Origin of the sequence: Alishewanella tabrizica (assembly GCF_014652375.1) — a bacterium.
In the GTDB taxonomy this organism is placed as follows: Bacteria; Pseudomonadota; Gammaproteobacteria; order Enterobacterales; family Alteromonadaceae; genus Alishewanella; species Alishewanella tabrizica.
The window spans coordinates 1-25,384 of the sequence record NZ_BMYR01000001.1 but is presented as its reverse complement, the minus strand read 5'-3'; the positions used below and the strand labels follow the sequence as shown (position 1 = coordinate 25,384).

General features: G+C 39.6%; 17 protein-coding genes. 15 read left to right on the top strand and 2 right to left on the bottom strand.

Annotation, left to right across the window (positions count from 1 at the left end):
- Positions 1 to 48 precede the first annotated feature (48 nt).
- The 15 genes from IE070_RS00085 to IE070_RS00015 all read left to right on the top strand — a co-directional run bounded on the left by IE070_RS00085 (position 49) and on the right by IE070_RS00015 (position 22,024).
- Positions 49 to 1,827, top strand: coding sequence for a capsular polysaccharide export protein, LipB/KpsS family (locus IE070_RS00085; protein WP_189479244.1), 1,779 nt, complete (start codon positions 49 to 51; stop codon positions 1,825 to 1,827).
- Between the two features lie 3 nt (positions 1,828 to 1,830).
- Entirely contained in the window at positions 1,831 to 2,976 is a 1,146-nt protein-coding gene (locus IE070_RS00080; RefSeq protein ID WP_189479243.1) for a glycosyltransferase family 4 protein, read from the top strand.
- A gap of 170 nt (positions 2,977 to 3,146) precedes the next feature.
- Positions 3,147 to 4,049, top strand: coding sequence for a UTP--glucose-1-phosphate uridylyltransferase GalU (gene galU / locus IE070_RS00075; protein ID WP_189479242.1), 903 nt, complete (start codon positions 3,147 to 3,149; stop codon positions 4,047 to 4,049).
- Positions 4,050 to 4,077: 28 nt separating this feature from the next.
- A complete protein-coding gene (locus tag IE070_RS00070; protein ID WP_189479241.1) occupies positions 4,078 to 5,697 on the top strand; it encodes a coiled-coil domain-containing protein in 1,620 nt (539 codons plus the stop codon).
- Between the two features lie 2 nt (positions 5,698 to 5,699).
- Entirely contained in the window at positions 5,700 to 6,788 is a 1,089-nt protein-coding gene (locus IE070_RS00065) for a hypothetical protein (RefSeq protein ID WP_189479240.1), read from the top strand.
- Between the two features lie 23 nt (positions 6,789 to 6,811).
- Positions 6,812 to 7,873, top strand: coding sequence for a dTDP-glucose 4,6-dehydratase (gene rfbB / locus IE070_RS00060; RefSeq protein WP_189479239.1), 1,062 nt, complete (start codon positions 6,812 to 6,814; stop codon positions 7,871 to 7,873).
- 11 nt (positions 7,874 to 7,884) lie between these two features.
- On the top strand, positions 7,885 to 8,793 hold the full coding sequence (gene rfbD / locus IE070_RS00055) for a dTDP-4-dehydrorhamnose reductase (protein WP_189479238.1): 909 nt from the start codon (positions 7,885 to 7,887) through the stop codon (positions 8,791 to 8,793).
- A 20-nt stretch (positions 8,794 to 8,813) separates the two neighbouring features.
- A complete protein-coding gene (rfbA, locus tag IE070_RS00050; protein WP_189479237.1) occupies positions 8,814 to 9,689 on the top strand; it encodes a glucose-1-phosphate thymidylyltransferase RfbA in 876 nt (291 codons plus the stop codon).
- An 18-nt stretch (positions 9,690 to 9,707) separates the two neighbouring features.
- A complete protein-coding gene (gene rfbC / locus IE070_RS00045; RefSeq protein WP_189479236.1) occupies positions 9,708 to 10,250 on the top strand; it encodes a dTDP-4-dehydrorhamnose 3,5-epimerase in 543 nt (180 codons plus the stop codon).
- A 24-nt stretch (positions 10,251 to 10,274) separates the two neighbouring features.
- Positions 10,275 to 14,015 carry a glycoside hydrolase family 99-like domain-containing protein gene (locus IE070_RS00040; protein ID WP_189479235.1) on the top strand — a complete coding sequence of 1,247 codons (3,741 nt, stop codon included), beginning with the start codon at positions 10,275 to 10,277 and terminating at the stop codon, positions 14,013 to 14,015.
- A gap of 110 nt (positions 14,016 to 14,125) precedes the next feature.
- The gene (locus tag IE070_RS00035) at positions 14,126 to 15,091 is read left to right on the top strand and encodes a glycosyltransferase family protein (protein ID WP_189479234.1); all 966 of its coding nucleotides are present in this window, start codon (positions 14,126 to 14,128) and stop codon (positions 15,089 to 15,091) included.
- Positions 15,092 to 15,225: 134 nt separating this feature from the next.
- A complete protein-coding gene (locus IE070_RS00030) occupies positions 15,226 to 18,021 on the top strand; it encodes a glycosyltransferase (RefSeq protein ID WP_229796870.1) in 2,796 nt (931 codons plus the stop codon).
- Between the two features lie 26 nt (positions 18,022 to 18,047).
- Positions 18,048 to 19,700, top strand: coding sequence for a hypothetical protein (locus tag IE070_RS00025; protein ID WP_189479233.1), 1,653 nt, complete (start codon positions 18,048 to 18,050; stop codon positions 19,698 to 19,700).
- 246 nt (positions 19,701 to 19,946) lie between these two features.
- Positions 19,947 to 21,140: an NAD(P)/FAD-dependent oxidoreductase gene (locus IE070_RS00020; RefSeq protein ID WP_189479232.1), complete on the top strand. Its 1,194-nt coding sequence runs from the start codon at positions 19,947 to 19,949 to the stop codon at positions 21,138 to 21,140.
- Positions 21,137 to 22,024, top strand: coding sequence for a glycosyltransferase family 2 protein (locus IE070_RS00015; RefSeq protein WP_189479231.1), 888 nt, complete (start codon positions 21,137 to 21,139; stop codon positions 22,022 to 22,024). Before IE070_RS00020 ends, IE070_RS00015 begins: the two co-directional genes overlap by 4 nt.
- A gap of 107 nt (positions 22,025 to 22,131) precedes the next feature.
- On the opposite strand, the gene IE070_RS00010 is transcribed toward IE070_RS00015, so the two are convergent.
- Together IE070_RS00010 and IE070_RS00005 are read right to left on the bottom strand one after the other, a co-directional pair.
- Positions 22,132 to 23,793: a sulfotransferase family protein gene (locus IE070_RS00010; protein ID WP_189479230.1), complete on the bottom strand. Its 1,662-nt coding sequence runs from the start codon at positions 23,791 to 23,793 to the stop codon at positions 22,132 to 22,134.
- Between the two features lie 139 nt (positions 23,794 to 23,932).
- On the bottom strand, positions 23,933 to 25,240 hold the full coding sequence (locus IE070_RS00005; protein WP_189479229.1) for a glycosyltransferase family 2 protein: 1,308 nt from the start codon (positions 25,238 to 25,240) through the stop codon (positions 23,933 to 23,935).
- Between the last annotated feature and the right edge of the window lie 144 nt (positions 25,241 to 25,384).

Here is a 25,384-nt window from a genome sequence, read left to right as displayed (position 1 = left end):
TATTTTGTTAAATTTATTTTTAATTCAGTTATTCAGCAAGGACGCTGCATGCACAATAAACTAAAAAACTTATCTTCCAACCAAGTTGTTTTTTGGTGCCCACCTTTGGCAGGTAAAACGCAAGCACTCGCTTTCTTTTGGCAAGAAATGCCACTGAGTACTAATGATGCCGAACGTTTGCGTTTTTTTGAAGAGTTCAATAGACCTTTAGCTGAAAATGAACAAAAGCGCGTAACCCAATTTTTATCACAATGGTCACAATGGCAAATATCGCGGCATAACAACGCTAGGCCAGCTAAACTAAACACCCACAATTATCTGCTTGTCGTTATTGAAGAGGCTAAAAAATCGATAACAGATTTTATGCTAGAACAGGCCATAAAATACTGTCAGCAACAGCATATAGTAGATATTTTGATAATTTCAGATGAACCTGATGCCACCTGTAAGCCAAATTTTACAAGTAAAGTGGTGATACCGCATGAGCTTAACGTGCAATGGCTAACGCAGCCTTCGCATCATGCCAGTTTAATCGCTGCAGCACATAGTGTAATGGTTTTAAATAGTCCTCTCGGATTTGAAGCCTTGCTGTGGCAAAAGCCGGTTATCGTTTTAGGCCAACCGTTTTACGCTAGATTAGGGTTAACGCAAGATCTTCTGCCAGCGCTAGCAACTCTTAGCTTAAATCAGCTTATTTATGGCATTTTATTTGAGCTTACCGCTAGTTATTGCCCCGAAACGCAGCAGGAAGTGTCGCTAGAACAGGCGTTACAGTGGCTACATGAACAAAATGTACAACGCTGGCGCTTTGCTGAGCACATATACGCCATCGGCTTTAGTATTTTTTGGCGCCCGGTGGTAGCGGCTTTTTTTCAAGGTAGCCACGTTCACTTTGTCAAACAGCCACGGCAAGTTCCTGCTGGCAGTACTGCAGTCATTTGGGGGCGCAAAGCCGTATCGGCTCTGTCCAAAAATGTAACACTGTATCGGCTAGAGGATGGCTTTTTACGTTCAGTAGGCTTAGGTATTTTATTTACTAAACCCTTGTCGTGGGTGGTAGACAGCCGCGGGCTTTACTTTGATGCTACCTGCCCAAGTGATCTTGAAGTGCTATTAAGTCAGCAGCGGTTCAGCTTAAATCAGTTAGAACAGGCACAGGCATTACGGCAGTGTTTACTGCAGCACCATATTTCAAAATACAATACGGGTGTAGCACAATGGCAACGGCCTGTTACCGGTAAAAGGGTACTTTTGGTTGTAGGGCAAGTTGAACGCGATGCGTCTCTTGCCTTTGGTGCGCCAGGTTTAAAAAAGAATATCGAATTGTTACAACACGTAAGATTAAATAATCCAAATGCTTACCTTATTTACAAACCGCACCCCGATGTCCTAGCCGGTGGGCGGGCCCAAGGTGAAAATGAGCAAAAAGCTCATAATATTTGTGATGAAATAGCGGAAAATGTGGATATTTCAACTATGCTTGAGCAAGTTGACGAAGTTCACGTGCTTACCTCATTAGCGGGGTTTGAAGCGCTGTTACGGGGTACTAAGGTGTTTTGTTACGGCTTACCTTTTTACGCCGGATGGGGCTTAACCCAGGATACCGAGCTCTGCCCCAGGCGGCAACGTCGGCTTACGCTAGACGAGTTAGTTGCGGGTACGTTAATCAGTTACCCGCTGTATTTAAGTAAACATAGCGGGTATTACAGTAATGCCCTTGCCACTGCCAAGGCGCTAGCACAATGGCGGGCAAACCCAAAACAACAAACCACCTTATGGCACAGGATGTTGCGTAAGTGCATTAATTTAGTTCGCGGTAAGCAATAAACTATGCCACTAAAACCTCAAAGTATTGCCGTCGTTGGCAGTATTGCTAGCACTATTTTGGGCTTTAGGGCCGATTTAATAAGCGATTTTGTGGCAGCGGGCCATACCGTATTTGCCTTTGCTACTGATTACACCGAGCAAACCAAAGCCGCGGTTCGTAAGTTGGGCGCTATCCCTGTTGACTATCAGTTGAGCCGTTTTGGTTTAAACCCGTTTGCTGAGCTTAAAACCACCTGGCAACTTTATCGGCTGTTTAAACAGCACTGCATAAGCCTGAGTTTTTGCTATTTTGCTAAACCGGTTATTTACGGCACCTTAGCCGCTTGGCTCGCAAAAGTGCCGATACGCGTAGCCAAAATAGAAGGGCTAGGCCGCGCTTTCACCGAACCCGCTTCGGGCATGCGCCGTAGAGCCAAGTTAGTGCGTGCCTTTCAAGTACTTTTGTATAAGTTAAGCTTACCCAAGGCGCATTTGGTGTTTTTTTTAAATCCTGAAGATCAAGCCGATTTACTTATCCATAATCGTATTCCGGTAGGTAATAGCCATGTGCTTGGTGGTATCGGGGTTAATTTACAGCGTTATCCGCAGGTGCCCCCTGTTACTGAGCCTATCCGCTTTATTTTTGTGGGACGTTTATTAAACGAAAAAGGGATCCGCTATTTTCTTACTGCCGCGCAGGCCTTAAAAAAACGCTACCCATACGTAGAGTTTGTAGTATTAGGCGAACCAGATAGCGGTAGTTATGCGTTGTCTCGGCAAGAACTGCAGTTCTATGTGCAACAAGATATTATTTATTATCCTGGCAGGGTACAAAATGTTATCCCTTTTTTAACGCAAAGCAGTGTATTTGTGTTGCCAACCTATTATAGAGAAGGTGTACCCCGCAGCACTCAAGAAGCCATGGCGGTAGGCCGCGCCATTATTACCACCGATATGCCAGGCTGTCGGCAAACGGTGATAGATGGTGAAAATGGCTTTTTAGTAATGCCTCATAACCAAGAGGCCTTAGAGCAGGCTATGCTGCAGTTTATTCAACAGCCAGCGCTGATTAACGCTATGGGGCAAAAAAGCCGTGAAATGGCAGAAAAACACTTTAATGTACAACAAATTAATACCACTATTATTAAGTTATTAGCTACGCTGCAGTAACAGACTTTGGTGTTAAACAGTATTTTTGGCTGCAATAAGATAGGTTAAATGCTACCATTTGCAACAAATGAACAGGTAACCCCTTAACTAAAGCGAAACCTTGTTTTAGCTACACTAAAGATTTACATAATTGCTGAAAAAGCGTGATTAATTTTAAGGATAAAACTATCGTGAAAGTCACTAAAGCTGTTATTCCGGTTGCCGGCCTCGGCACACGTATGTTACCTGCTACTAAAGCGATACCAAAAGAAATGTTACCTGTGGTCGACCGGCCGCTTATTCAGTATGTTGTGCAAGAATGTATAGCTGCCGGCATCAAAGAAATTGTCTTAGTCACGCATTCCTCAAAAAACAGCATAGAAAACCATTTTGATAAAAGCTTTGAGCTCGAATCTATGCTGGAAAAACGGGTAAAACGCCAATTACTCGAAGAAGTACAAAATATTTGCCCCAAAGACGTAACTATTATGCATGTGCGCCAAGGCGAAGCCAAAGGCTTAGGCCATGCGGTGCTTTGCGCCAGGCCACTGATTGGCAATGTGCCGTTTGCGGTTGTGCTGCCCGATGTATTAATTGATCATGTTGATAGCAATTTAAAAATCGACAACTTGGCGCATATGAACACCTTGTTCGAAAAAACTGGCATAAGCCAAATTATGGTTGAGCCGGTGCCAATGGAAAACGTAAGCAGCTATGGTGTAGCCGACGTAGAAGGCAAACAGCTACAACAAGCTGAAAGCGTAAAAATGACCGCCATAGTTGAAAAACCGCCAGTAGACGAGGCGCCTTCTAATCTTTCTGTAGTAGGCCGTTACGTTTTTACCCCTGAAATTTGGGAAGCGTTGGAGTACACGCCGCTTGGTGCTGGCGACGAAATACAACTTACCGATGCTATTGCTATTTTAATGAAAGAGCAGCAAGTAAACGCCTACCACATTAAAGGCCGCAGCCACGATTGCGGCAACAAATTAGGCTACATCACCACCTTTGCCGAATACGGTATTCGCGATAAGCATTTAGGCAAAGACTTTTTAGCCAACTTACAAAAGCTGGTAACACAGTATACCAGCTAAGCAGTCAAGTTTTTTTTTGGAGTCAAGCATGACCGTGGTGTTAACCCTTAAGAACGAGCCTATGTGGTTGCAAGCCTTGGAGCAAAACGTGTTACCCATAGTAGCAACGCTAGCAGAGCTGACACAGTCTCAAACACCGGTATTAGTTAATACTCCGGTTACCCTAGAGCAGTTAACAGACTTAGTTGTGCAATACCCTAAAGTCTTGTTGGCGTATGCTGCACCTGAGCAAACAATAGCTGAGCTGTTAGCTGAGGGGATACCGTTAACTGACGCCGCAGAGCAGTGGCAACATCACGTTCAGGCATTACTTGCGTTACACCGTCAATCGCGACGGAAGTTAAAATTGCTTAATTTAAGCCAGCTCGTATCTTGCCAATTAGATGATTTAAGTATCATAGCTGAACTGGGCTGGCCGCTAACAAAGCCATTACTCGCCCCACTTACTCAGCTTTATACAGTAATAGCGTCACAATTATTACAGCAAGATCCTAAGCTTAGTAAGTTATGTCAGTTACTTAAGGCTAGTAGTATTGTTATTAGTGATCAAGTGCAACCTGCTAACCTTGATGTTATTTTACTGCAATATCAGACTCTTTTATCGGAGCAAAAGCAAAATAACCTACAAGCTAGCGCTTTAGAGCGAAAGCTAATAACGCTAAATGCTGATATTGTAGATTTACAAACTCAATTGCATTTCGCACAAAACTCGCTAGATCAAACGGTGACTGCATGCCAAGAGCATAAGAACGAACATAAGTTCTTAGAATCTGAACACGCGCACCTACTATCATACTTAATGAAAACTCAGGAAGAACTTGAACAACAGTTTCTAACAGTACAGCAATTAGAAAAACAACTGCAGCAAAGCCAGCAACAATACAACAACTTGCATCAGCATTTTAATGCTGAGCAACAAAAACATAATCAACTTAAAGAGTTATTGCAATCTGAGGTCAAAACGAATCAGCAGTTTGAATTACAATTAAATCAATCTGAAGAGCAGCTGCGTTTATGGCAAATTAAGTATTCTGAAAGCCAGCAAGATAATACTGAGATCATCTCTGAGTTAATGTTTTTACAAGAAAAACTTGAATCCTACTACTTACTGTTAGATAAAAACAAACATGATGCAATAAGCCGTGATAAACAACAAAAGCGTGAACTAAAGCGTTTACAAAGTCAATTAAGGAAATCGACAGCTAGAGCTGATGAAGCTGAATTTAAATTCAACAACCTCCAGCAAGATCTTACATCCATACAAAACTCTAAGGCGTGGAAAGTAACTGGCCCAGTTAGAATGCTTGGCCGTTTAATACATAAAGAAGACAAGTTCAAAAAACAGATACAACGCGATGTTGCATTAATTATTACCAGCGAGCTTTTTGACACTGAATGGTATCTAAAAGCTTATCCTGACGTGGATAATGAGAGTATTAACCCCGCTGAACATTATTTGCGCTTTGGTGCCTCAGAAGGACGCAGACCTGGTCCTGATTTTGATGGAGTTTGGTATTTACAACGCTATCCTGACGTTGCTCAAACAGGTATTAATCCTTTACTGCATTTCGTAAAATTTGGTCGTAGTGAAGGGCGCACTGCGTCGCCTAAATTATTAGAGGACCATACTGAGCAAGGAGAGGACTAAGCATGACAACAAATAGGAATTTAATTTGGCTAGGTGCGGGTAATGTTGAACAGCCTCAAGTTGATTTTGATGATTACCAACATATTTTATTGGTGGACGCGAGAGAATCTGCTATCAGCGCTTTAGCCAAGCGGTATGGTGCATCTAATATTCAAATTGAACACACCATTATTGCGGTTGAAACAGGAAAAGCCAATTTTACAACTTATAACTTAGCAGAATTTTCAGCAATTAAACCTGCTACAGGTTTAAAGACAATTTTTCCTGGTCTAAAAGTCAATCAAGAAGATATAGTTACAACGAAGGCCATCGGCGAGATAGTACTGAGCCTTAATCTTGACAACTCAGCGAACACTCTAATCATTGATGTTCCTGACTTAGCTTCAGATTTTATTCTTGAATTACAAAAATTAGATTTACTAAAGCATTTCGTGACAATCATAATTTTAAGCAGCGAGCATGTCCTATACAAAGATATGCAGTCAAGAGATAAAACCGAAGAAGCACTTAAAGCGCAGTTTTATCAGATCACTGCAGAAGATAACACGGATCCAGACCTACCTTATTTAACATTTACGAAAAACTTTATAGCTCAAGAAATTTCAACGTTAACGCTAAGCAACGCCATGCTTTCTGAGCAACTTGAAAGTGTTACGAAAGAGTTAGATATAAATAAGCAACAGGCTGAGCAGCAAAAAATAGAATTAACTAAACAACTTGAGCTAGCAAATCAATTAGTCGCTTTGATGAAGCAACAGACTGAGCAGCAAAACGAAGAATTAACTAAACAACTTGAGTTAGCAAATCAACAAGTTGCTTTGATGAAGCAACAGGCTGAGCAGCAAAAAGTAGAACTCTTGAAACAGCTTGATGCTGCGAAAACTCAGCAAGAAAATTTGAAAGAAGAATTGGCGCAAGTTAAAAAGGATTTTTCTAGTCAATTAGTTAGAATCACCGAATTAGAAAAAACCAATTGCGAGCTTTTACAAGTAAATACGGATCTAAGCAAACGGCAACAGGCTTTAGAGCATGAGATACAAAAAGCTGAAGTGCAAATAGACATAATAAAAGAACTACTGTTAAAACCTTAATAAATTAATGTGAGGACGACCCCGTGTCAGCAAAAACCTTTTTAGTCACCGGTGGTGCCGGATTTATCGGCTCAGCCGTGGTACGGCATTTAATTAGCGATACGCCGCATACCGTGGTTAATGTTGATAAGCTTACCTATGCAGGTAATCTTAGCTCGGTAACTAGTGTTGCTAACGCTGAACGTTATCATTTTGAGCAAGCGGATATTTGTGATGCCGCTGCCATGGCGGCCTTGTTTGCTAAATATCAGCCCGATGTTGTTATGCATTTGGCCGCAGAAAGCCATGTTGATCGCTCTATTAATGGCCCAGGCGAATTTATTCAAACCAACATCGTCGGTACGTACACGCTACTTGAAGCGGCGCGGGCTTACTGGAGCGCATTAGCTGCCGAAAAAAAAGCGGCGTTTCGGTTTCATCATATTTCAACTGACGAAGTGTATGGTGATTTACATGGCACCGATGATTTGTTTACTGAAACCACACCTTATGCGCCTAGTAGCCCATACTCTGCCAGTAAAGCGGGCTCTGATCATTTAGTACGTGCTTGGTTACGTACTTTTGGTTTACCGACCGTAGTAACGAACTGTTCTAATAACTACGGCCCGTTTCATTTCCCAGAAAAGCTGATCCCGTTAATGATTTTAAATGCCTTAGCCGGTAAAGCCTTACCGGTATATGGTGATGGTAAACAAATCCGCGATTGGTTATTTGTAGAAGATCATGCCCGTGCCTTGGTATGTGTAGCTACCACTGGTGCTATCGGCGAAACGTACAATATTGGCGGCCATAACGAAAAGCAAAATATTGAAGTGGTGCACACCTTGTGTGCTTTGCTTGAAGAGCTGGCGCCAACCAAACCCGCAGGTATAAAGCAATACAGCGATTTAATTACCTATGTAACTGACCGCCCGGGCCATGATGTGCGCTATGCCATTGATGCCAGCAAAATTGAACGTGAACTAGGTTGGGTGCCACAAGAAACGTTTGAAACGGGCCTGCGCAAAACCGTGCAGTGGTATTTAAACAATACCGCATGGTGGCAAGCTATTTTAGATGGCAGCTATCAGCATGTTGCGCGCTAAGGAATAACATAATGCAAACTATAGTATTGCTCGCTCCCACGGGGCAGGTTGGTTTTGAAGTGGCGCGTGCTGTGGCCCCGTTGGGCACGCTACACACACTTAGCCGCAGCGAGGTAGATTTTGCCGACACCCAAGCTGTTATTAGCCAAGTCGCTGCATTAAACCCAACGTTAATTATTAATGCTGCTGCGTGGACAGCCGTGGATAAAGCAGAAACTGAGCAAGCCGCCTGCAACCTAATTAACGTTGTATTGCCTGCGGCCTTGGCTACTTTAGCCAAGCAACGCAATGCGTGGTTGGTGCATTACTCAAGTGATTATGTGTATCCGGGGGAGGGCAGCACGCCTTGGCAAGAAAGCGATGAGACTGGACCGCTGTCTGTATATGGTCAAAGCAAACTAGACGGTGATAACGCTGTGATGCAAAACACCGATCAATACCTGATCTTTCGCACCAGTTGGGTATATGCCGCGCGCGGTAATAACTTTATGCGTACCATGCTAAAATTGGCACAAAGCCGTGAAGCCCTAAAGGTGGTTGCTGATCAAATTGGCGCACCTACGCCGGCGCGCTTAATTGCGCAGGTAACGGTTTTGGCTATTCAGCAAGTATGGTTATCGCAAGCCGCGGGCGAGAATACTGGGCGTTATTCTGGTGTATATCATTTAGCACCTCAAGGCTATTGCAGTTGGTATGAATTTGCCGCAGAAATTTTTAGCTTAGCGCGCAGTCAAGGTATTACATTAGCGCTTAAACCTGAACAGTTTATGCCAATTACTACCGCCGAATATCCTACGCCAGCCAAACGGCCAGCTAATTCGCGTTTAAACATAACAAAGTTAGAACACACATTTAATTTGCAACTGCCCAGTTGGCAGCAGCAAGTCGCACTTACATTCACTGAGCTAACCGCTCAGTAACATAAGGGATTATTACTATTATGCGTAAAGGTATTGTACTAGCCGGTGGTTCAGGTACGCGGTTACACCCCATCACCTTAGGGGTGTCGAAGCAGCAATTACCAATTTATGATAAACCGATGATTTACTACCCGATCTCGGTATTAATGTTGGCAGGCATTAAAGATATTCTGATTATTTCTACCCCTGAAGATTTGCCCGGTTTTAAAAAGTTACTGGGCACTGGCGAGCAGTTTGGTGTGGCGTTTCAGTATGCCGAGCAGCCATCGCCCGATGGCTTAGCGCAAGCCTTTATTATTGGCGAAGAGTTTATTGGCCATGATCCAGTATGTTTAGTACTGGGCGATAACATTTTCCATGGTCAGCATTTCTCGGTGCAGTTAAAGCGCGCCGCTGAAAAACAGAGCGGTGCCACCGTATTCGGCTATATGGTAAATGATCCTGATCGCTTTGGGGTGGTGGAGTTTGACCAAACCGGTAAAGCGATTTCGATTGAAGAAAAACCCAAACAGCCAAGATCGAATTACGCGGTAACGGGTTTATATTTTTACGATAACGATGTAGTACAAATTGCCAAAGCAGTAAAACTCTCTGAGCGCGGTGAGTTAGAAATTACTAGTGTGAATAACGCCTATTTAGAGCGTGGTGATTTAACGGTTGAGAAATTAGGCCGCGGTTTTGCTTGGTTAGATACGGGCACACACGACAGCTTGCTCGAAGCCAGTAGCTATGTCCAAACCATTGAGCATCGCCAAGGGCTAAAAGTGGCGAGCTTAGAGGAAATAGCATGGCGCAATGGTTGGATTGATGATGTCCAGCTGCAGAAACAAGGCACAATTTTTAGTAAAACCCAGTACGGTCAATATTTGCTCAACTTATTAAAGTACGGTAAGTAAAACAAAGGGAGCAACAAAATGGAATATCAACCGCTAGCAATTCCGGATGTAGTATTGTTAACGCCTAAAGTATTTGGTGATGAACGTGGTTTTTTTATGGAAACCTTTCGCCATGAAGAATTTATTAAGCACTGTGGTAATTACCAATTTGTTCAAGATAACCACTCAAGTTCAAAGCAAGGAATTCTTCGCGGTTTGCACTTTCAACATCAAAAACCACAAGGCAAGCTAGTCCGAGTAACCAAAGGTGAGGTATTTGATGTCGCGGTGGATATGCGCCAGAACTCCCCAACCTTTGGCCAGTGGGTAGGTGTATTACTAAGCGAATCAAACAAACAAATGCTTTGGGTACCACCGGGCTTTGCGCATGGCTTTTATGTCACAAGCGAAATGGCAGAGTTTCAATATAAATGCACTGATTATTACAATCCCGGAGATGAATACTCATTGCTATGGAACGATCCGGAAATTGGTATTAAATGGCCTTTAACCGAAATTGCGCCCACTTTATCTGCAAAAGATAAAGAAGGGACACTATTCGCAGATATTGTTAAATTCTAAGCTTAGAAGGGATGTGGTGTTAGAGTGAGTGATTATTTAGTTGTGAAGGCGAATAAAGCCTTAAATAATAAAAATTACACAGCAGCAGTAAATTATTATCTTGATGCTGCAGTTGCTGTGCCTGTATTGCAAGATAGCCTAAAATTTAATATGCGTTTTATTGCAAAGCAGGCCGGGCTTCCACAGGCGTTGCCGTTAATTGAAAAACTTTATGATCAGCAAGCGGTAGCTGAACTTAAGGCATTATTTCAAAATACAACGTGTCCTGAATTGCCAGAACAGTCATTAGATATTCCATCTTTCACAGCTCAAGCTAACATCCATAACTCTATCGAACAGTCTAATGTGCTTGAACACGCAAACGCCGAGCGGCCAGCTCAGTTAATACAGAATAGTAATTTAATATTAAACAAACCTGAAAATTTAGACGATTATTTTTTTGAAAAGATCCAAGAGTCTAAAACGTTTGATTTAACATTTTATATAAAACACTACCAATCTTTTATTCCCGATGGAGAAAACCCGTTAGCCTATTATCTTAATACGGGTATCAAATTGGGCCATAACCCGTCGGAAAACTTTAACACTGAGCATTATTTAAAATGTAATCCTGATGTGGCTGCTGCAGGCATAAATCCTTATATTCATTATGTATGTAATGGTATTAATGAAGGTCGTGAAGCCGTACCCAAACCTTATAAATCTAGATATGAAGTTGCACCGGTTGAATATGTTCCTCGAGTAAGTAACGATGTTAGTCCTGTAACCAAAGCAGTGAGAACTATCTGTTTCTATCTACCTCAATTTCACGCCATTCCTGAAAATGACAAATGGTGGGGTAAAGGCTTTACAGAATGGACTAATGTTAAGCCTGCAATACCGCGATTTGAAGGTCATTACCAGCCGCATGTTCCACATGCTGATATTGGTTATTACAATCTGCTAGAGCGCGATGCGCAAGCTAAGCAAATTGAACTGGCAAAGCAATATGGTATAGAAGGCTTTTGTTATTACCTATACTGGTTCTCTGGCCAACGTTTATTAGAGCAACCGCTGGATAAAATGCTTGCCGATCCCACCTTAGATTTTCCATTCTGTGTGTGTTGGGCCAATGAAAATTGGAGCCGCCGTTGGGATGGTTTAGAAAATGACCTGTTAATGATACAAAACTATTCTCCCGAAGATGATCTGGCTTTTATTGCTAATATTTCAAAGTATTTAAGAGATGAGCGTTATATTCGGGTAAACGGTAAGCCATTGCTGCTTGTTTACCGCCCAAATTTATTCCCGGATATGAAGGCAACAACTAAACGCTGGCGTGATTGGTGCCGGAAAAATGGTATTGGTGAAATTTATCTAGCTTACCCGCAATCCTTTGAAACCGTTGATCCAGCAGCTTATGATTTTGATGCGGCAATAGAATTCCCGCCTAACAACAGTAAGCCGCCGCGTATCACGGATGAACAAAAAGCAGTGGTTGATGACTTTCAAACCACGGTTTACGATTGGCGCATATTTGTTGAACGCAGCGATGAATATATTGACCCCGGATACAAGCTGTTCCGCAGTGCAACACCCTCTTGGGACAATACGGCACGTAAAAAGAATAAAGGTACTGTATTTCATAATAGCTGTCCGAAATTATTTGAACGTTATCTCACTAACGCCTTTAAAGAAACGTTGTTAAAACGTGAAAACCCAGATGAACGTTTTGTGTTTATAAATGCCTGGAATGAATGGGCAGAGGGCGCTCACCTTGAGCCTGACGAACGCTATGGCTATGCATGGTTACAGGCTGTAAGAAATGCCCATGAAACAGTGAATACTGAAAAAAAAAGTATTTTGATTGTGAGCCATGATGCACACCCACATGGCGCACAAATCTTATGCTTAAATTTTGCTAAATATTTTGCTGAGCAATTACATTTTGACGTGCAAATGATTGTGCTGGGTGAGGGCGTTATGTTGGATAAGTATCGCCGCTATGCCACAGTGCAGCAGCTAAACTTACAATTCGCTACTGCCGCGGAGATCACCAATACCATTAACAAAGTGAAAGCCGCTGGAGTAACTGCAGCTTTGGTAAATACCACGGTTTCTGGTTTGTTTGTGCCTCACTTAAAGCAAGCGGGAATAACCGTGGTATCCCTCATACATGAATTGCCAAGTATTTTGCAAGGTTACAAGTTGCAGCAGCATGCAACAGCTATAGCACAATACGCTGACAAAATAGTCTTTCCTGCCAAGCAAGTTCAGCAAGGGTTTGAGGGGTTTATTAATAAGGAATTGACTCAAGCCGTTATTAAACCTCAGGGCGTCTATTTACCGAGTTTATTGCGCCAGGGAGCGGATAAAATAGCCGTTCGTAATGAAGTACGGGCTAACCTTGGTCTGGCCCCTAACGCCAAAATCATCATGTGCGCCGGTTATGCTGACCACCGTAAGGGCTTTGATTATTTTGTACAGGCGTGTTCTAACCTAATTGCGAAAGATCCTACAATTTATGCGCTTTGGGTCGGGCATTTAGATAAACCCTTTGTCGATGCCAGTATGCAAAACGCAATACAAGCAGGCACAGAGCGCCATTTTATCTTTACCGGCTTAGTTGAGGACCCTAGAAAGTACTACATTGCCGCTGATGTTTATGCATTAACCTCACGCGAAGATCCTTTCCCGTCAGTGGTAATGGAAGCCTTGGATGCACTGACGCCAGTAGTGGCCTTTAAAGACTGCGGTGGTTTTGAAAATCTGTTACAGCGTGATTGTGGCCTGTTAGTACCGAAAGATAACGTAGCGGCGTATGCCGAAGCGATGAGTTCCTTATTACAAAACCCGCAACAAGCAGCTAAACTTGCACAAACCGGACAACATATTGTGCAAACCGAGTTAAGCTTTTATCACTATTTATTTGATTTACTTGATTATGCAAAGCAGCCACTACCTCGTGTTTCTGTAGCTGTACCAAACTATAACTATGCCAAATATATCGTTAGTCGCTTAGATTCTATTGTAAAGCAAACCTTTCCATTGTATGAGTTGATCGTGCTGGATGATGTTTCTTCAGATAATAGTGTTGAAGTGATAACTGAGTACCTGCAAAGCTGCCAAATTCCTTACCGTTTGGTAGTAAATGAGCAAAATTCAGGTTCGGTTTTTAAACAATGGCAAAAAGGTGCAGAGCTGGCTAAAGGCGAATATCTATGGATTGCTGAAGCCGACGATTTAGCCGAGCCAAAATTTGTTGAAACGCTAATTAAGTTTTTTGCCGACCCCGAGGTTGTTTTAGCGTATAGCCAGTCAAAGCAAATTGACCAAGATGGTAATTTGTTGGCAAATGACTACCTAGCTTATACCGATGATATTGGTGATTACTGGCGGGAGGATTATGTTATTTCGGGTGAAGAAGAAATAAAAAGAGCACTTTGTATTAAAAATACGATTCCTAATGTGAGTTCTGTTTTACTAAAAAGAGACGTTTTTTGTAGTGTGCTTGTAAATAATAAAGACAAGATTAATTCATTTAAAGTCGCAGGTGATTGGTTTATCTATTCTAAAGTTATTTTTGAATCTAAGATTGCCTTTTGTAGTGAAAGCTTTAACAAACATAGGCGTCATTTAAATAGTGTAACCAAAAGTTCTAATCACTTGAATGAAATTGTTTTTATCCAAAATAGTCTTGCTACTTCTTGTAAGATAGGTAATGACGAGGTGGTTGCCGAAAAAATTTCAAGATGGAATAGTCACTTAGTTGACTATTTTGGTTGAAATATAAATCTTAATTTTTTTCTTTATCAAGTTATTGTAAGAGTAGAAAAAAAATTATTTTTACGTGTATATAATAATATAATACATTTTTTTGAAATTAAGAGGTTTTGATGTTAAGTTGGTTTTCAGATAAAGCTGAAATAGTTAATTCCATAAAGTCCACAAAATGTAAGATAAAGATCATACTCAAAACCTTCAATGATCCGTACTTCCTTGAAGATTGGATTATACATCATGGGAACTTTTTTGGTTTTAACAGCCTCATAATTGCTGATAATGGGTCTGATGATGATATGGTTAAATTAATCTATGATAAATATCCTCAGATTATTAAATTCACATTTAGTGAACATCATAATAGAATTCATGACTCATCAATTTTCCCTGAGCTATATGATTCACTTGAGTCTTCTTGCGAACACAGAATAATAATAGATACAGACGAATTTTTGTATTTTTATGACGGTGTTCTGCGCAGTAAATACGAAGAATCTAGAGAAGTTTTAGAGATACCGCATGGTTTTTCAACACCATGTGTTTGGATTGAGAATCGGCCTGGTTGCAAAGATCAATTTTATATAGGTAACGATAGAACCAAATTGGTTTGGGGTGGCCGCTGGGGAAAACCAATAGTTTCATCTTCGCACAAATCAACTAAAAGCCTTATTCATAGCGAAGAATTTCCTAAGGACATTAAATGGTTTTCACACAGCAAAGGGGCATTTATACTTTTTCATTATAATCAACTTTCTTATGAGCAAAGAATAAAAGCTAATATTAGAAAGCTTGAGAGGGGAATGGTTTTTCCTGAAGGTATTACTCTCGAAGAAATATTGGAAAGAGGATCTGATGGAATAGAAAATGACACTATGTCAAGATTTGTTGAGGAGATAATTGAAGCTAATAAGAAAAAGTTCAATGAAGGAAGCTGTCTGGATTTAGCTGATGGCTATTTTAAAATTAATTCCAATAATGAACTGATTTTTTATAACGAGCACTCTGAGTTAGAGTTTTCCGAATTCTTTAAGAATTTTAATAGTTTCTTATTTTCAGATTTTGGGGTTATTAAGAGTTAAATTAACCAACTTAAATGGTTGTTAGTATTTAATTCAATAAAACTTCAGTTCAAAGTATATATTTTGGATGCAGACTAACATTTAACCATTATTTAGAAAGTTAAAAAATTTTAATCTAACTTACCTGGTGCAGCATGAAAGATAACATTGAAGTTACTAACAAAACCACTACCACTTCGGAAGTAACCGAAGCGAGCAAAATAGCAAAAGTTACGAAGGCGCAAGCGTTGTTTAAATGTAATGTTGAGAATGCAACTTTTGGTAATCTCGCAGGCTGGGTAGCGGCAGAAGCCAGCGATGAGCCTATTGAGCTATCTATTTATGGTAATGGGCAGTTATTAGCTACAGTGACAGCTGATTTATATCGTGCTGATCTTGAAAAAGCAGGTATTCATAAAGGTTTGCACGGTTTTGCTGTACCTTTACAAGCATATAATACAAAAGCAGATACCCAAATAGAACTCCGTACTGCTGCCGGTCAAAGAATTAAACACAGTAAGTTTGTTATCCCAGCACTAGATTACGACGTTACATTAAGCGCTCCTGTATATCAGGACGGACATGTTTCTACTGCGGTATTATCAACGGCTAGCCTCAAGGGTGTAAAAGTTCAGGCTATGGTAAATGGCGAGGTCATTGGTACTGTTGCTTTTGAGACAGAGGCTAAATCTGAAAAAGCCTACTTTTTACTACCCACTAAATTTATCACGGGTAAGCAACTTGAAGTTACTTTTGCGTTAGAGCAAATGGCAAGTCCGCTCGGGTTTGGTTATATTACCGCTACGCCAATACTAACGCCTTGGCAGTATCTTAGCAGTAGTTCTCAAGAACCGGGGATGTCGCTATTACCTAAACAAGCGGATCATCGTTACGAAACCTTACAATATCAGCTTGCAGCAATAGCAAAAGGCGAGAGTAACATTGCCCCGGTAACGCTAATGCAACTTCATAAAGTGTTGTGTGAAGGTTACGAGGGTAGAAAGAAATTTCCTTCTTTTGAGTTGCCGGTATTTGAAAAGCCAAAAGTCTCTATTATTGTTCCGGCGTATAATAAATTTGAGTTAACCTATACCTGTATTGCATCTATTGCTTTTGCTTATAACAAAACTTCATATGAAGTCATTCTGGCTGATGACTGCTCAGACGATTTTACCAGTGAAGCTGAGTTTATTATTAAAAACATTGTGGTATCCAGAAACCCTGAAAATATGCGGTTTTTACGCAGTTGTAATCGCGCAGCCAAACTTGCACAGGGTGAATATATTGTTTTCCTAAACAACGATACGGAAGTGACGTCATTCTGGTTAGACACGTTGATTGCTGAGTTTGAAACAAAAGCCAATATTGGCATGACAGGTTCCATGCTAATTAATGAAGATGGCTCAATGCAGGAAGCCGGCGGTATTGTGTGGGAAGATGGTTTACCGTGGAATGTAGGGCGGGGTTATAGCCCTTATGCACCCGAATTTAACTATGTGCGCGATGTTGACTACCTCACCGGCGCCGCTATGTGTTTACCTAGCAAAGTTTGGCAAGAAGTTGGCGGCTTCTCAGAAGAGTTGGCCCCCTGTTATTTTGAAGATACTGATATCGCCTTTAAAGTCCGCGATAAAGGCTACCGAACTGTGTTCACGCCCTTTTCCAAGGTTATTCATTTCGAAGGCAAGAGCCATGGCAAGGATGTCACTAAAGGTTTAAAACGTTATCAGGTCATCAACCAAAAAACCTTTGCATCAAAATGGTATAAAGCTTTTCGCAATAATGGCAAAGCCAGTCTAGAGAACATGATGATCGAAAAAGATCGCAATGTTGGTGCTAGGGTTCTGGTTATCGACTATGCTACGCCGCAGCCGAATAAGGATGCTGGTAGTTATGCTGCTGTACAGGAAATGAAGTTACTTTTGGCGTTAGGCTTTAAGGTAACCTTTATACCCGAGAACCTGGCTTTTTTCGGTAGTTATACGCTTGAATTACAAAAAATGGGGATTGAGGTGTTGTATGCACCGTTTTATGCCAGTGTATTTGATGTGATTAACAAACGCTTACATGAAATGGATGCGGTTTACATTACCCGCTATAACGTGGCAGAAAAGTATCTTGATGCCATTAAGAATGTTAAACCCAGTATAAAGGTTGTATTTAACAATGCCGATCTGCATTTCTTGCGTGAGCTTAGAACTGCATTAAAAGTAAGCCGTTCGCAAGAGGCGCTAAATTCGGCACTTAAAACGCGCGAAAACGAGTTAGCCGTCTGTCGTAAAGTGGATGCCATTTTATGCTACAACAGCACAGAACATGCAGTAATTACCTCGCATATCTTAGAAACTGATAAGCTGCATTTAACGCCATGGGTTTTAGAAGACAAAGGCGAAGCGCCTGCCTTTAAAGCACGTGAAGGTATTGCGTTTTTGGGGGGATTTAATCATTACCCTAATAAAGAGGCGGTTGATTATCTAGTAGCTGAAATTATGCCATTACTGGAAAAAGTGCGGCCTGATATTAAGCTTTACGTTTACGGCAGTGCCATGCCAGAAGAATACAAAGCACTGGAAACACCCAATATTGAGATGGTGGGATTTGCCGAAAATCTTGATGATGTTTTTTATGCACATCGGGTTTTTGTGGCGCCATTGCTCTCTGGCGCGGGTATTAAAGGTAAAGTATTGGAGGCGATGGCATATCAAACACCAACAGTACTTACTGAAACAGCAGCAGAAGGCACCGGGTTAACCCATGCTATTTCAACGCTTATTGCTGATACACCTGAAGAGTGGGTAGCCAATATTATCAAACTGTACGATGATCAGAAACTGTGGAAAAAATTTGCCGATGCTTCCGCTATTCTGGTTAAAGAGCGTTACTCTGCAGAATATGGCTACAAAGTGTTCAAAAAAATAATGGCAAGCGTGGGGCTATACGCCTACCGCTAATAAGACTTTAAATATTGAGCTTAATTATGCAAAAAGCGAAAAGTAAATTACCTGCGGCTAAAGCTGCTGGTAACGTTAAACACGCTAATGACGTTTTTAATCAAGTTAGCCTGCTCTGGCAATTAGGTGATTGGCAAGCGCTGTCAGCTTTTGATCAAGCTGACTTTGATGCAAGTAGTAATGCAGGTTATTGTTACTTGTATGTGGCGATAGCCAATTTTCAGCTAAGTGATAGTGCAGCGGGCAAAGTACTTATTAGCAAAGCCATAGCTGCAGGCGTTGAACCAACGACTGCGACGAAAATGTTATTAAGCAGTGTTTATAACAATTTCGGCAATATGGCTTTTTTAAACCAAAATGAGCCTGCAGCGATGGCGAATTACCAACATGCGCTGCAGTTGCTAAATGGCTTTGAACCATCGAAAAGTCATTTAAACACCCGGGTTAAAAACCAATTAGAGCTCATTGCACAAGGCACAGATGCAGCTTTTAAACGCCGCTTAGTCAATCAGTCTTACTATTTTAATGCGCTAGACTATCGTAATTTAGTATTTGATACGTTATATCTTACGCCTAAATATTATGATTCACCGGTCAGTACCTTTCTATTACCTGTAGCGTATTGGTTGGTAGCTGCATTAAAGCCTAATTCGGTAATAAGCTTAGCTACAGATAGCGCTGCATTTCATTTTGCTATCTGTCAAGCATTAGTAAACAGCAGCGAAGAGTTGGAATATAAAAAGCTCTACTTAGATACATCTCTTTTAGATAATGAGACGTTGAGCCAAGCAGAGGGACACCAGAAAAAATGGTATAGCGGGTTATCAAGTTTTTTAAGCCGTACCGAATTAAGTGAGTTTAGTGAAGCGGTTGCAAACACAATTGATCTGTTAACCATAGATTGTTGTCAAACTATGCAGCAACTTATCAGTACTATTGCAAAATATCGAACTCATTTTTCCGATAAAGCTTGTGTACTGGTAGCAACACAGTATTTTCACTTTGATGAAGCCTTATTAAGTGATGTTGAACTGAACGGATGGTTCAGTTTTGACTTAGATAAGAAGCTTGTGTTGCTCGATTTTAGCAAAGGTTGTATGGGGCCAATTCAGCAGCTTTGTGCCTTACAGCAGAATTATGCGCAAAAATTTGAGTTTTTGCGGATAGTTAAATATTTTTCAAATTACGCTATAAAAAGTTATAGTGATTTTACTGGTTATGCAATATCACCAGAAGCTAAAACAACCGAGTTACAACTTTTTTTGCCTCACGAAGAAACAGGCGCATATTCTGAAATTAATTCAATAAAAACGAGAGTAGAACTAGATCAGTGGCAAACTATCTCTATACCTTTCCAATGTTCTAAAAAACATAAATTACGCTTTGATCCATGTTCAGCAATCTCTATCGTAAACTTCGAATACTTTTTTATTAAAAATGCATTCACAGATAACATAATATTTGAATTATTACATGATAATGAATTTTCTGGCATTGCTGTTTCAGGAACTTGCGTGAGGCTTAGTAATATAGATAATAACTACACGCTTTTCTCATTTGGAAATGATCCTATAATGATAATTGAAAAGCTTGCTGCTGAAAACGACGTTGAAAGTTATTACTTAGAAACAAAAATTCTGATTCAGAGTAATATATCGTCTGTAGTTAATTTACTTTAAATTTGTTTTTCTATATCAAAGTATCAAAAGAGATAAATATAAATAATGAAATTAAATAAAAAACCTCTTTGACATGACAGAGAGTCTGCTATGGTAGGTGTAAATTATAATGCCAGAAACATTTTAGGTTTATTTGAAGCAACGGGTTTAAAAGTTTCTTACATTGTAGACTTTATAGATTCAAGGTCAAAATTTATCGTTTAGAAATTATTTTTATTAGATTTAGTTGAGCTAAAAAGGGTTTTGATGGATATAGCAATTTTAGGTGCCGGAATTACTGGTTGTTGCTTGGCACTTCGCTTAGCCAAGCTTGGTGTTAAAGTGCATCTTTATGACAAAGCCCCCTTGCCTATGCAAGGTGCCAGTTTATATAACGAGGGTAAGTTACACCTAGGTTATGTTTATGCTGCAGATCCTACACGGCAAACTCACCATTTGATGGTAGAGGGATCTCAATCTTTTATTCGCGAGCTTGCAACATTAACCGATTTACCTGAAAGCTGGTTTATGCGCTCCAAAGCGTTTATCTATGCAGTCCCAAAAGATTCACAGCTTAGTTTTACTGAAATTTGTCAGCATGCACAACAGGTTGATGAGTTAGCAAAAAGACATTCGGTTGTGCATCACACTAGTTCAGCTTTACAGCTACTTGGGTTAAATTCGCAAGAACTGCTAGGTGCAATTAGTACGCAAGAGATTTGTGTTGATCCTGCTCAGGTTGCTAGTGCACTGATTGCTGTTGTAATGTCGGAACCATTGATTGTTAAAAAGCTAGGTTGTACGCTTAAAGACGTATCAAAGCTTGATGCTGGTTTTAACCTTACCTATCATGACCAGGCTGGAGCAATACAGCAGGAGAGATACTCTCTGGTGGTTAATTGTTTATGGGAACAGCGCCTGCATTTTGATAAGCAGCTTGGTTTTTTAAATAATAAGCCTACGCTTAACCGATTTAAACTTTCGGTTCAATTTGCCACGAACAGTCAGAAGACAATACCTTCTACGACCCTTATTACCGGCCCTTATGGTGATGTTGTAAATCATGGTCAAGGTCGTTTTTACTTGTCTTGGTACCCTATCTGCAAAATAGGAGAAACGCAAAGTACTGAACCAAATGAATTAGCCAACTTAGAAAATTTGCAGTGCTTTTGTGATAAGCAGCAAATAATTCAAGATACAGTAAAACACCTTAGTCGTTTTGTCCCTGCTTTAGCAGAGCTTAACTTTAGTAAGCCCCCCTTTGTTGCTGGTGGTTTTATTTGTAGTTGGGGGAAAACTGATATTGATGACCCGCAAAGTGAACTTCATCAACGTCATCATATAGGTTTACACTGTTATGGTAACTGGCTAAGTATTGATACAGGTAAATATTGCACAGGCCCATTGTTTGCCAAACAGGCTTTTGATTACATAAAAAACATTTTAGGGAGCGCTATTTGAATCTTTTTTCGACAGCATCACCACCGAAATTGTCGATATTAATTCCTTTATATCGTTCTGCACGTTTTGAAACGATTCTGATTGAAAATATCAGATCTCATTTGTCCGATGGTGTAGAAATTTTAATTTCCGATCAGCACTGCGAAGATTCTATGTTAGCCGAGTTGCAGGCGCTTTTTGAAGGCGAATCATCTATACGTTATTTTAGTAGTCGTAGTGCTTTAAACTGGGTAGAAAACATCAATTTACTGCTTAATGCTGCCCGAGGTGAATATGTTAGAATTTTACCTCACGATGATTCTAGTAATGTTGAGGCCTCATTAGCTTTGTGTCATACATTAGATCAATACCCTATGGCAAACTTAGCATTCGGGCATGTTACTGGGTGGGATTTAAAAGGCAATATTTTACCTGACAAGAACTCCCAGCCCAGATTATTAAAACAACTTACTGCAGACGTGAAACATGATACTGACGCTGCAATCGATTTATTTTGGCTTGGTTCTTATGAGGGAGCATTTAAAGGCGTAATTAGGTGTAAAGTAATACATCAACTTAATTTATTTATAATAGCTACCCCAGAGTTAATTCACTCTGAACGCCTGTGGTTGGCAGCGCTAAGACTAACTGGATCATTTATCTATGTTGATATAGAGATGCTACAAAAGCGGTATTACTCTGACAGCACGCATAGCCAATGGCGTATACATTTACAACAACGGATTGCTTCGGCGAATGTTATGGCAAAATATTGCAAGCAAATACTGTCTAACGATAAAGCTAAACAGGCTGTAAATCGTAACTGGTTTTACTGTGCAAAAGATTACATATATAGCGAAAGAGGCATAACGCCAATTTGGATAAATCCTTTTAATAATAATTAAGTCTTTGAAATTAATATCGTTATGCTGTTTAATTTTTTAAAAATATAATAATGAACATAAAGTTAATGCTTTATGTTCATTTTTTAGAGCCTGTCCTTGGGGGATAGTTATTCTAATAATTTCCAGTGCTTAACACATCTTGAAATAAAATCGTTTTCTGCAGAAGCAATATTTAATTGATTACCAACTTTAGCCAACCAGATTAATTTATCTTTATCTTTAATTTTTTCTCTTGTAATTTCATTATAATCGGCGATGCCATTTTGATACTGAGTTTGCAATTTAAGCCTGGCTAAAAATGCTACGCCTCTGTTATCGCCAGTATTTTTTAGTTTTTCCAGCGCGTCAATCGCTTCTGGAAGCCTGTTTTCTTTTTCGAGTAGCTCACATAAAGCGATTATATTATTAGGCTGCTGGCCGCAGACTTCAAAAGATTGGTTAATAATAGCTATTGCTCGAGTATTCTCGCTGTTTTGGGATAAAAAACGTGCAAAATGTATATAGAAACTCACATTTTTGGGGTTTGCTTTTAATGCTTTATTGTAAAAGAATTCAGCTTCTAGCCGGTGCCCAGGCAGCGCCTGATAGCACTGTGCTATCATCATATCAACGTAGGGAAAGTAGACACCTAAGGATAGAGCGGTTTTAAAACGCGCTAATGCCAGAGAATAAGCTTCAAGTTTGAGTAGTAATTTCGCGGCTGAGAGCTGAACTACTGCACTAGTAGGAAATTTAGTATCTATGATACTCAGCAATGTTAAATGTTTATCGGTAGCGATATCTTTTTTTGTAGCCGCATCTAAATAAACCACCAATTCAGTATCTACTTTAATTGTATTTAATACATCTAGCCACACTTCACTCTCGTTGATAGTAGTCTGCTCAGTTAACGACGTAGTTGTAACTTTTACAGTGCTAAGAGCGGTTTGGTACTCTTTAAACAGGCTGGACTCCAAGGGAGGATGAAAATAAATTTTAGGATGCTCATCCTCCGCTGAAAAATCAGCAAGTGCCAACAACTCAAGCCAAACTGCATCAAGCTGCGATTTAAGAGAAATTGACAGCGTTTCAAATATTTCTTGGTTGCTTTCATCTCTTAAAAGAGTTAAATCAAAAGGTGACTTAACCTCATTGTTTAAAGTTAAACCAAATTTATTGTTGATCTTTTCAATTATTGGCGCGCCATTAAATAATGCGCGTTGACTGACAATAATAACTTTTTGCGGGTTTTTCTTGGTAAAAGATAAAATTCTTTTGTTATAACTTAACCACATTTTTGCTGCTAAGGTAGGATCACGCCAAAAATCGAGTAAGTTAGAACTTACCGCCTTGTTATCTAAGTCATAAGCAAATTCTCGACTATGGCGGTGTAATAAAGACTCTATACAACTGCTCCAATGCCGTATTACGAACAAGTAAGAACCATTTTCACCCAGTGCCTTATCCCATTCATCAAGAAATAAACAGGCTCTTGGATCTTTTACTCCCCAAATACGATCTGCTTCGAAACGTCTTTTAACGTAATTTTCAAGAAAGTTAGGCTCAGTTTTTAGTAATACCTCATCATGGTATTGCCAGTTAGTACCTGAGAACTTTAGCTGACTATCATGTAGTGAGACTAAGTCGATATCTTCAAAATGGCCTTTGGGATTGCTAATACCTCCCGGCATTAAATTAGAGCCTATGCGCAAACCTGCATTATATAAATAATTTGTGGTGACTGATGTGGCGCTACGATGAAAACCAGTACATAAAAGAGCGTTATCCATATCTTATATTTCGCTTAAGGTTCGTATTTATAATTACAAAATAGATTATTCGGAAGATTTTATGCAGCCATAACTATAAATTGCTTCTGCCTAATTTCTTCTTTGAGTAATTTTTAAATAAACGATTTATGAAATCTAGTTAAATTTCAAATATTTTTGTAAGTTTCATTATGCTTTTTTCTTCAATGTTAGATGTAGCTGAAAAAAGTAAATCTAAATTCTCACTGTATTCTAAATATCTAATGTCACCATAATCTTTTGCCATCGCATATGAATTTTTAATCTCTTTTACATTGCCTTTTCCAAGATTGGCTATACTATAGCCTGATTCATGCTCCATGCCTATATCTATAGCTCTAGCGACAATAGGGAATATTGTTTTTTGAGAATGCTTTTTATAATAGCTGTTCAGGCTCTCTGGACCGCGTGGAAAACTTCTAATCTTGTTATATGATTGCCAAATCTTGCTTGTAGTAATGAAAGATGTCGAAGGTACGAAACTAAGTTTACAATAATACTTACTAAGCTTCTTTGAGATTTCAATTAGTTCTTCAATCTTTGACTCAGTGGGTTTTTCTTTTTTACCATAGTCAAAAAAAACTGATTCGCATGTTGCAAAGTGTGCGCCATACTCAGATATAGCACTGCTAACACAGAAGTTAATCCAATTTAGACAATCATCAGCTAGTACGCAATCGTCTTCAAAAAAAGCAAACGCGTCATATTTACTAGAAACATAATCTAATAATTTTCTGCAAGTAGTTGCTGTGCCGAGATTTTTTTTATTTTTTATGATTTCTACATTGTGAAAACACTCACTCAGTGTTGAGACATGTCTAGATATAACAGCTGTAACTTCATCGAAACCAATTTTATATTTTGATTCATTTTTTGAACCTATCCAAGAATCTTGAATTATTATTATTGAAAAGTTTTCTGTATCTTTGCATTTTACAATTGAATCAAGAAGTTTTTCCAGTGTGTCGGCTTTATTAAATGATTGAATACAAATGCATATTTTTTTCTCAACTTTATCTTTGAAAACATCTCTTTTTTCATTTATATTTACAGCACTATCGAAATCATCTTTTTCGATTAAATCTTTTATTAGATCAGATGTGAGAGAGTAATTATCTATATTGCTTTCAAATATTTTTTTACTTGCAAATGAAATAGCTTCATCAATTCTATTTAATTTTTTTAATGTTTGATATTTAAGAATTATTCCCCAGCTGCTGTTAGGTTGTTGTGTTAGCCCTTCCTCAACATTTTCTAAACTCAATTCAAAATTAGAAAGTTCTTTGTAAGCATTAGCCACAAAGAATTTCGTATTGGCGTCAATTGTTGCCAACCCATTAGTTAAGTTTAGAATTTCTTGCCAGTTTTTTTCTTCAGTAAGCTTTTTTAACTCTGAATTTGTTGATAAGTTGCTCTCTGTTTGTTTCATGAAAATATCTCCGAGTAGAGAAGAGTGTTAAGGCCGCTTTTTAGGTATTCAATTTCTTGCTGGTCAAAAACTTTACTATGGACTTCCCAGCTTTTACTAGACAGTCTGTTGTTCCAAAAAATACGTTTCTTCAAATTTGGCAGG

What these genes read in the sequence shown, in the direction of transcription:
- IE070_RS00085 (WP_189479244.1), top strand. Translation starts at nt 49, where the DNA reads ATGCACAATAAACTAAAAAACTTATCTTCCAACCAAGTTGTTTTTTGG.
- IE070_RS00080 (WP_189479243.1), top strand. Translation starts at nt 1,831, where the DNA reads ATGCCACTAAAACCTCAAAGTATTGCCGTCGTTGGCAGTATTGCTAGC.
- IE070_RS00070 (WP_189479241.1), top strand. Translation starts at nt 4,078, where the DNA reads ATGACCGTGGTGTTAACCCTTAAGAACGAGCCTATGTGGTTGCAAGCC.
- IE070_RS00065 (WP_189479240.1), top strand. Translation starts at nt 5,700, where the DNA reads ATGACAACAAATAGGAATTTAATTTGGCTAGGTGCGGGTAATGTTGAA.
- rfbD (WP_189479238.1), top strand. Translation starts at nt 7,885, where the DNA reads ATGCAAACTATAGTATTGCTCGCTCCCACGGGGCAGGTTGGTTTTGAA.
- rfbA (WP_189479237.1), top strand. Translation starts at nt 8,814, where the DNA reads ATGCGTAAAGGTATTGTACTAGCCGGTGGTTCAGGTACGCGGTTACAC.
- rfbC (WP_189479236.1), top strand. Translation starts at nt 9,708, where the DNA reads ATGGAATATCAACCGCTAGCAATTCCGGATGTAGTATTGTTAACGCCT.
- IE070_RS00035 (WP_189479234.1), top strand. Translation starts at nt 14,126, where the DNA reads ATGTTAAGTTGGTTTTCAGATAAAGCTGAAATAGTTAATTCCATAAAG.
- IE070_RS00030 (WP_229796870.1), top strand. Translation starts at nt 15,226, where the DNA reads ATGAAAGATAACATTGAAGTTACTAACAAAACCACTACCACTTCGGAA.
- IE070_RS00025 (WP_189479233.1), top strand. Translation starts at nt 18,048, where the DNA reads ATGCAAAAAGCGAAAAGTAAATTACCTGCGGCTAAAGCTGCTGGTAAC.
- IE070_RS00020 (WP_189479232.1), top strand. Translation starts at nt 19,947, where the DNA reads ATGGATATAGCAATTTTAGGTGCCGGAATTACTGGTTGTTGCTTGGCA.
- IE070_RS00010 (WP_189479230.1), bottom strand. Translation starts at nt 23,793, where the DNA reads ATGGATAACGCTCTTTTATGTACTGGTTTTCATCGTAGCGCCACATCA.
- IE070_RS00005 (WP_189479229.1), bottom strand. Translation starts at nt 25,240, where the DNA reads ATGAAACAAACAGAGAGCAACTTATCAACAAATTCAGAGTTAAAAAAG.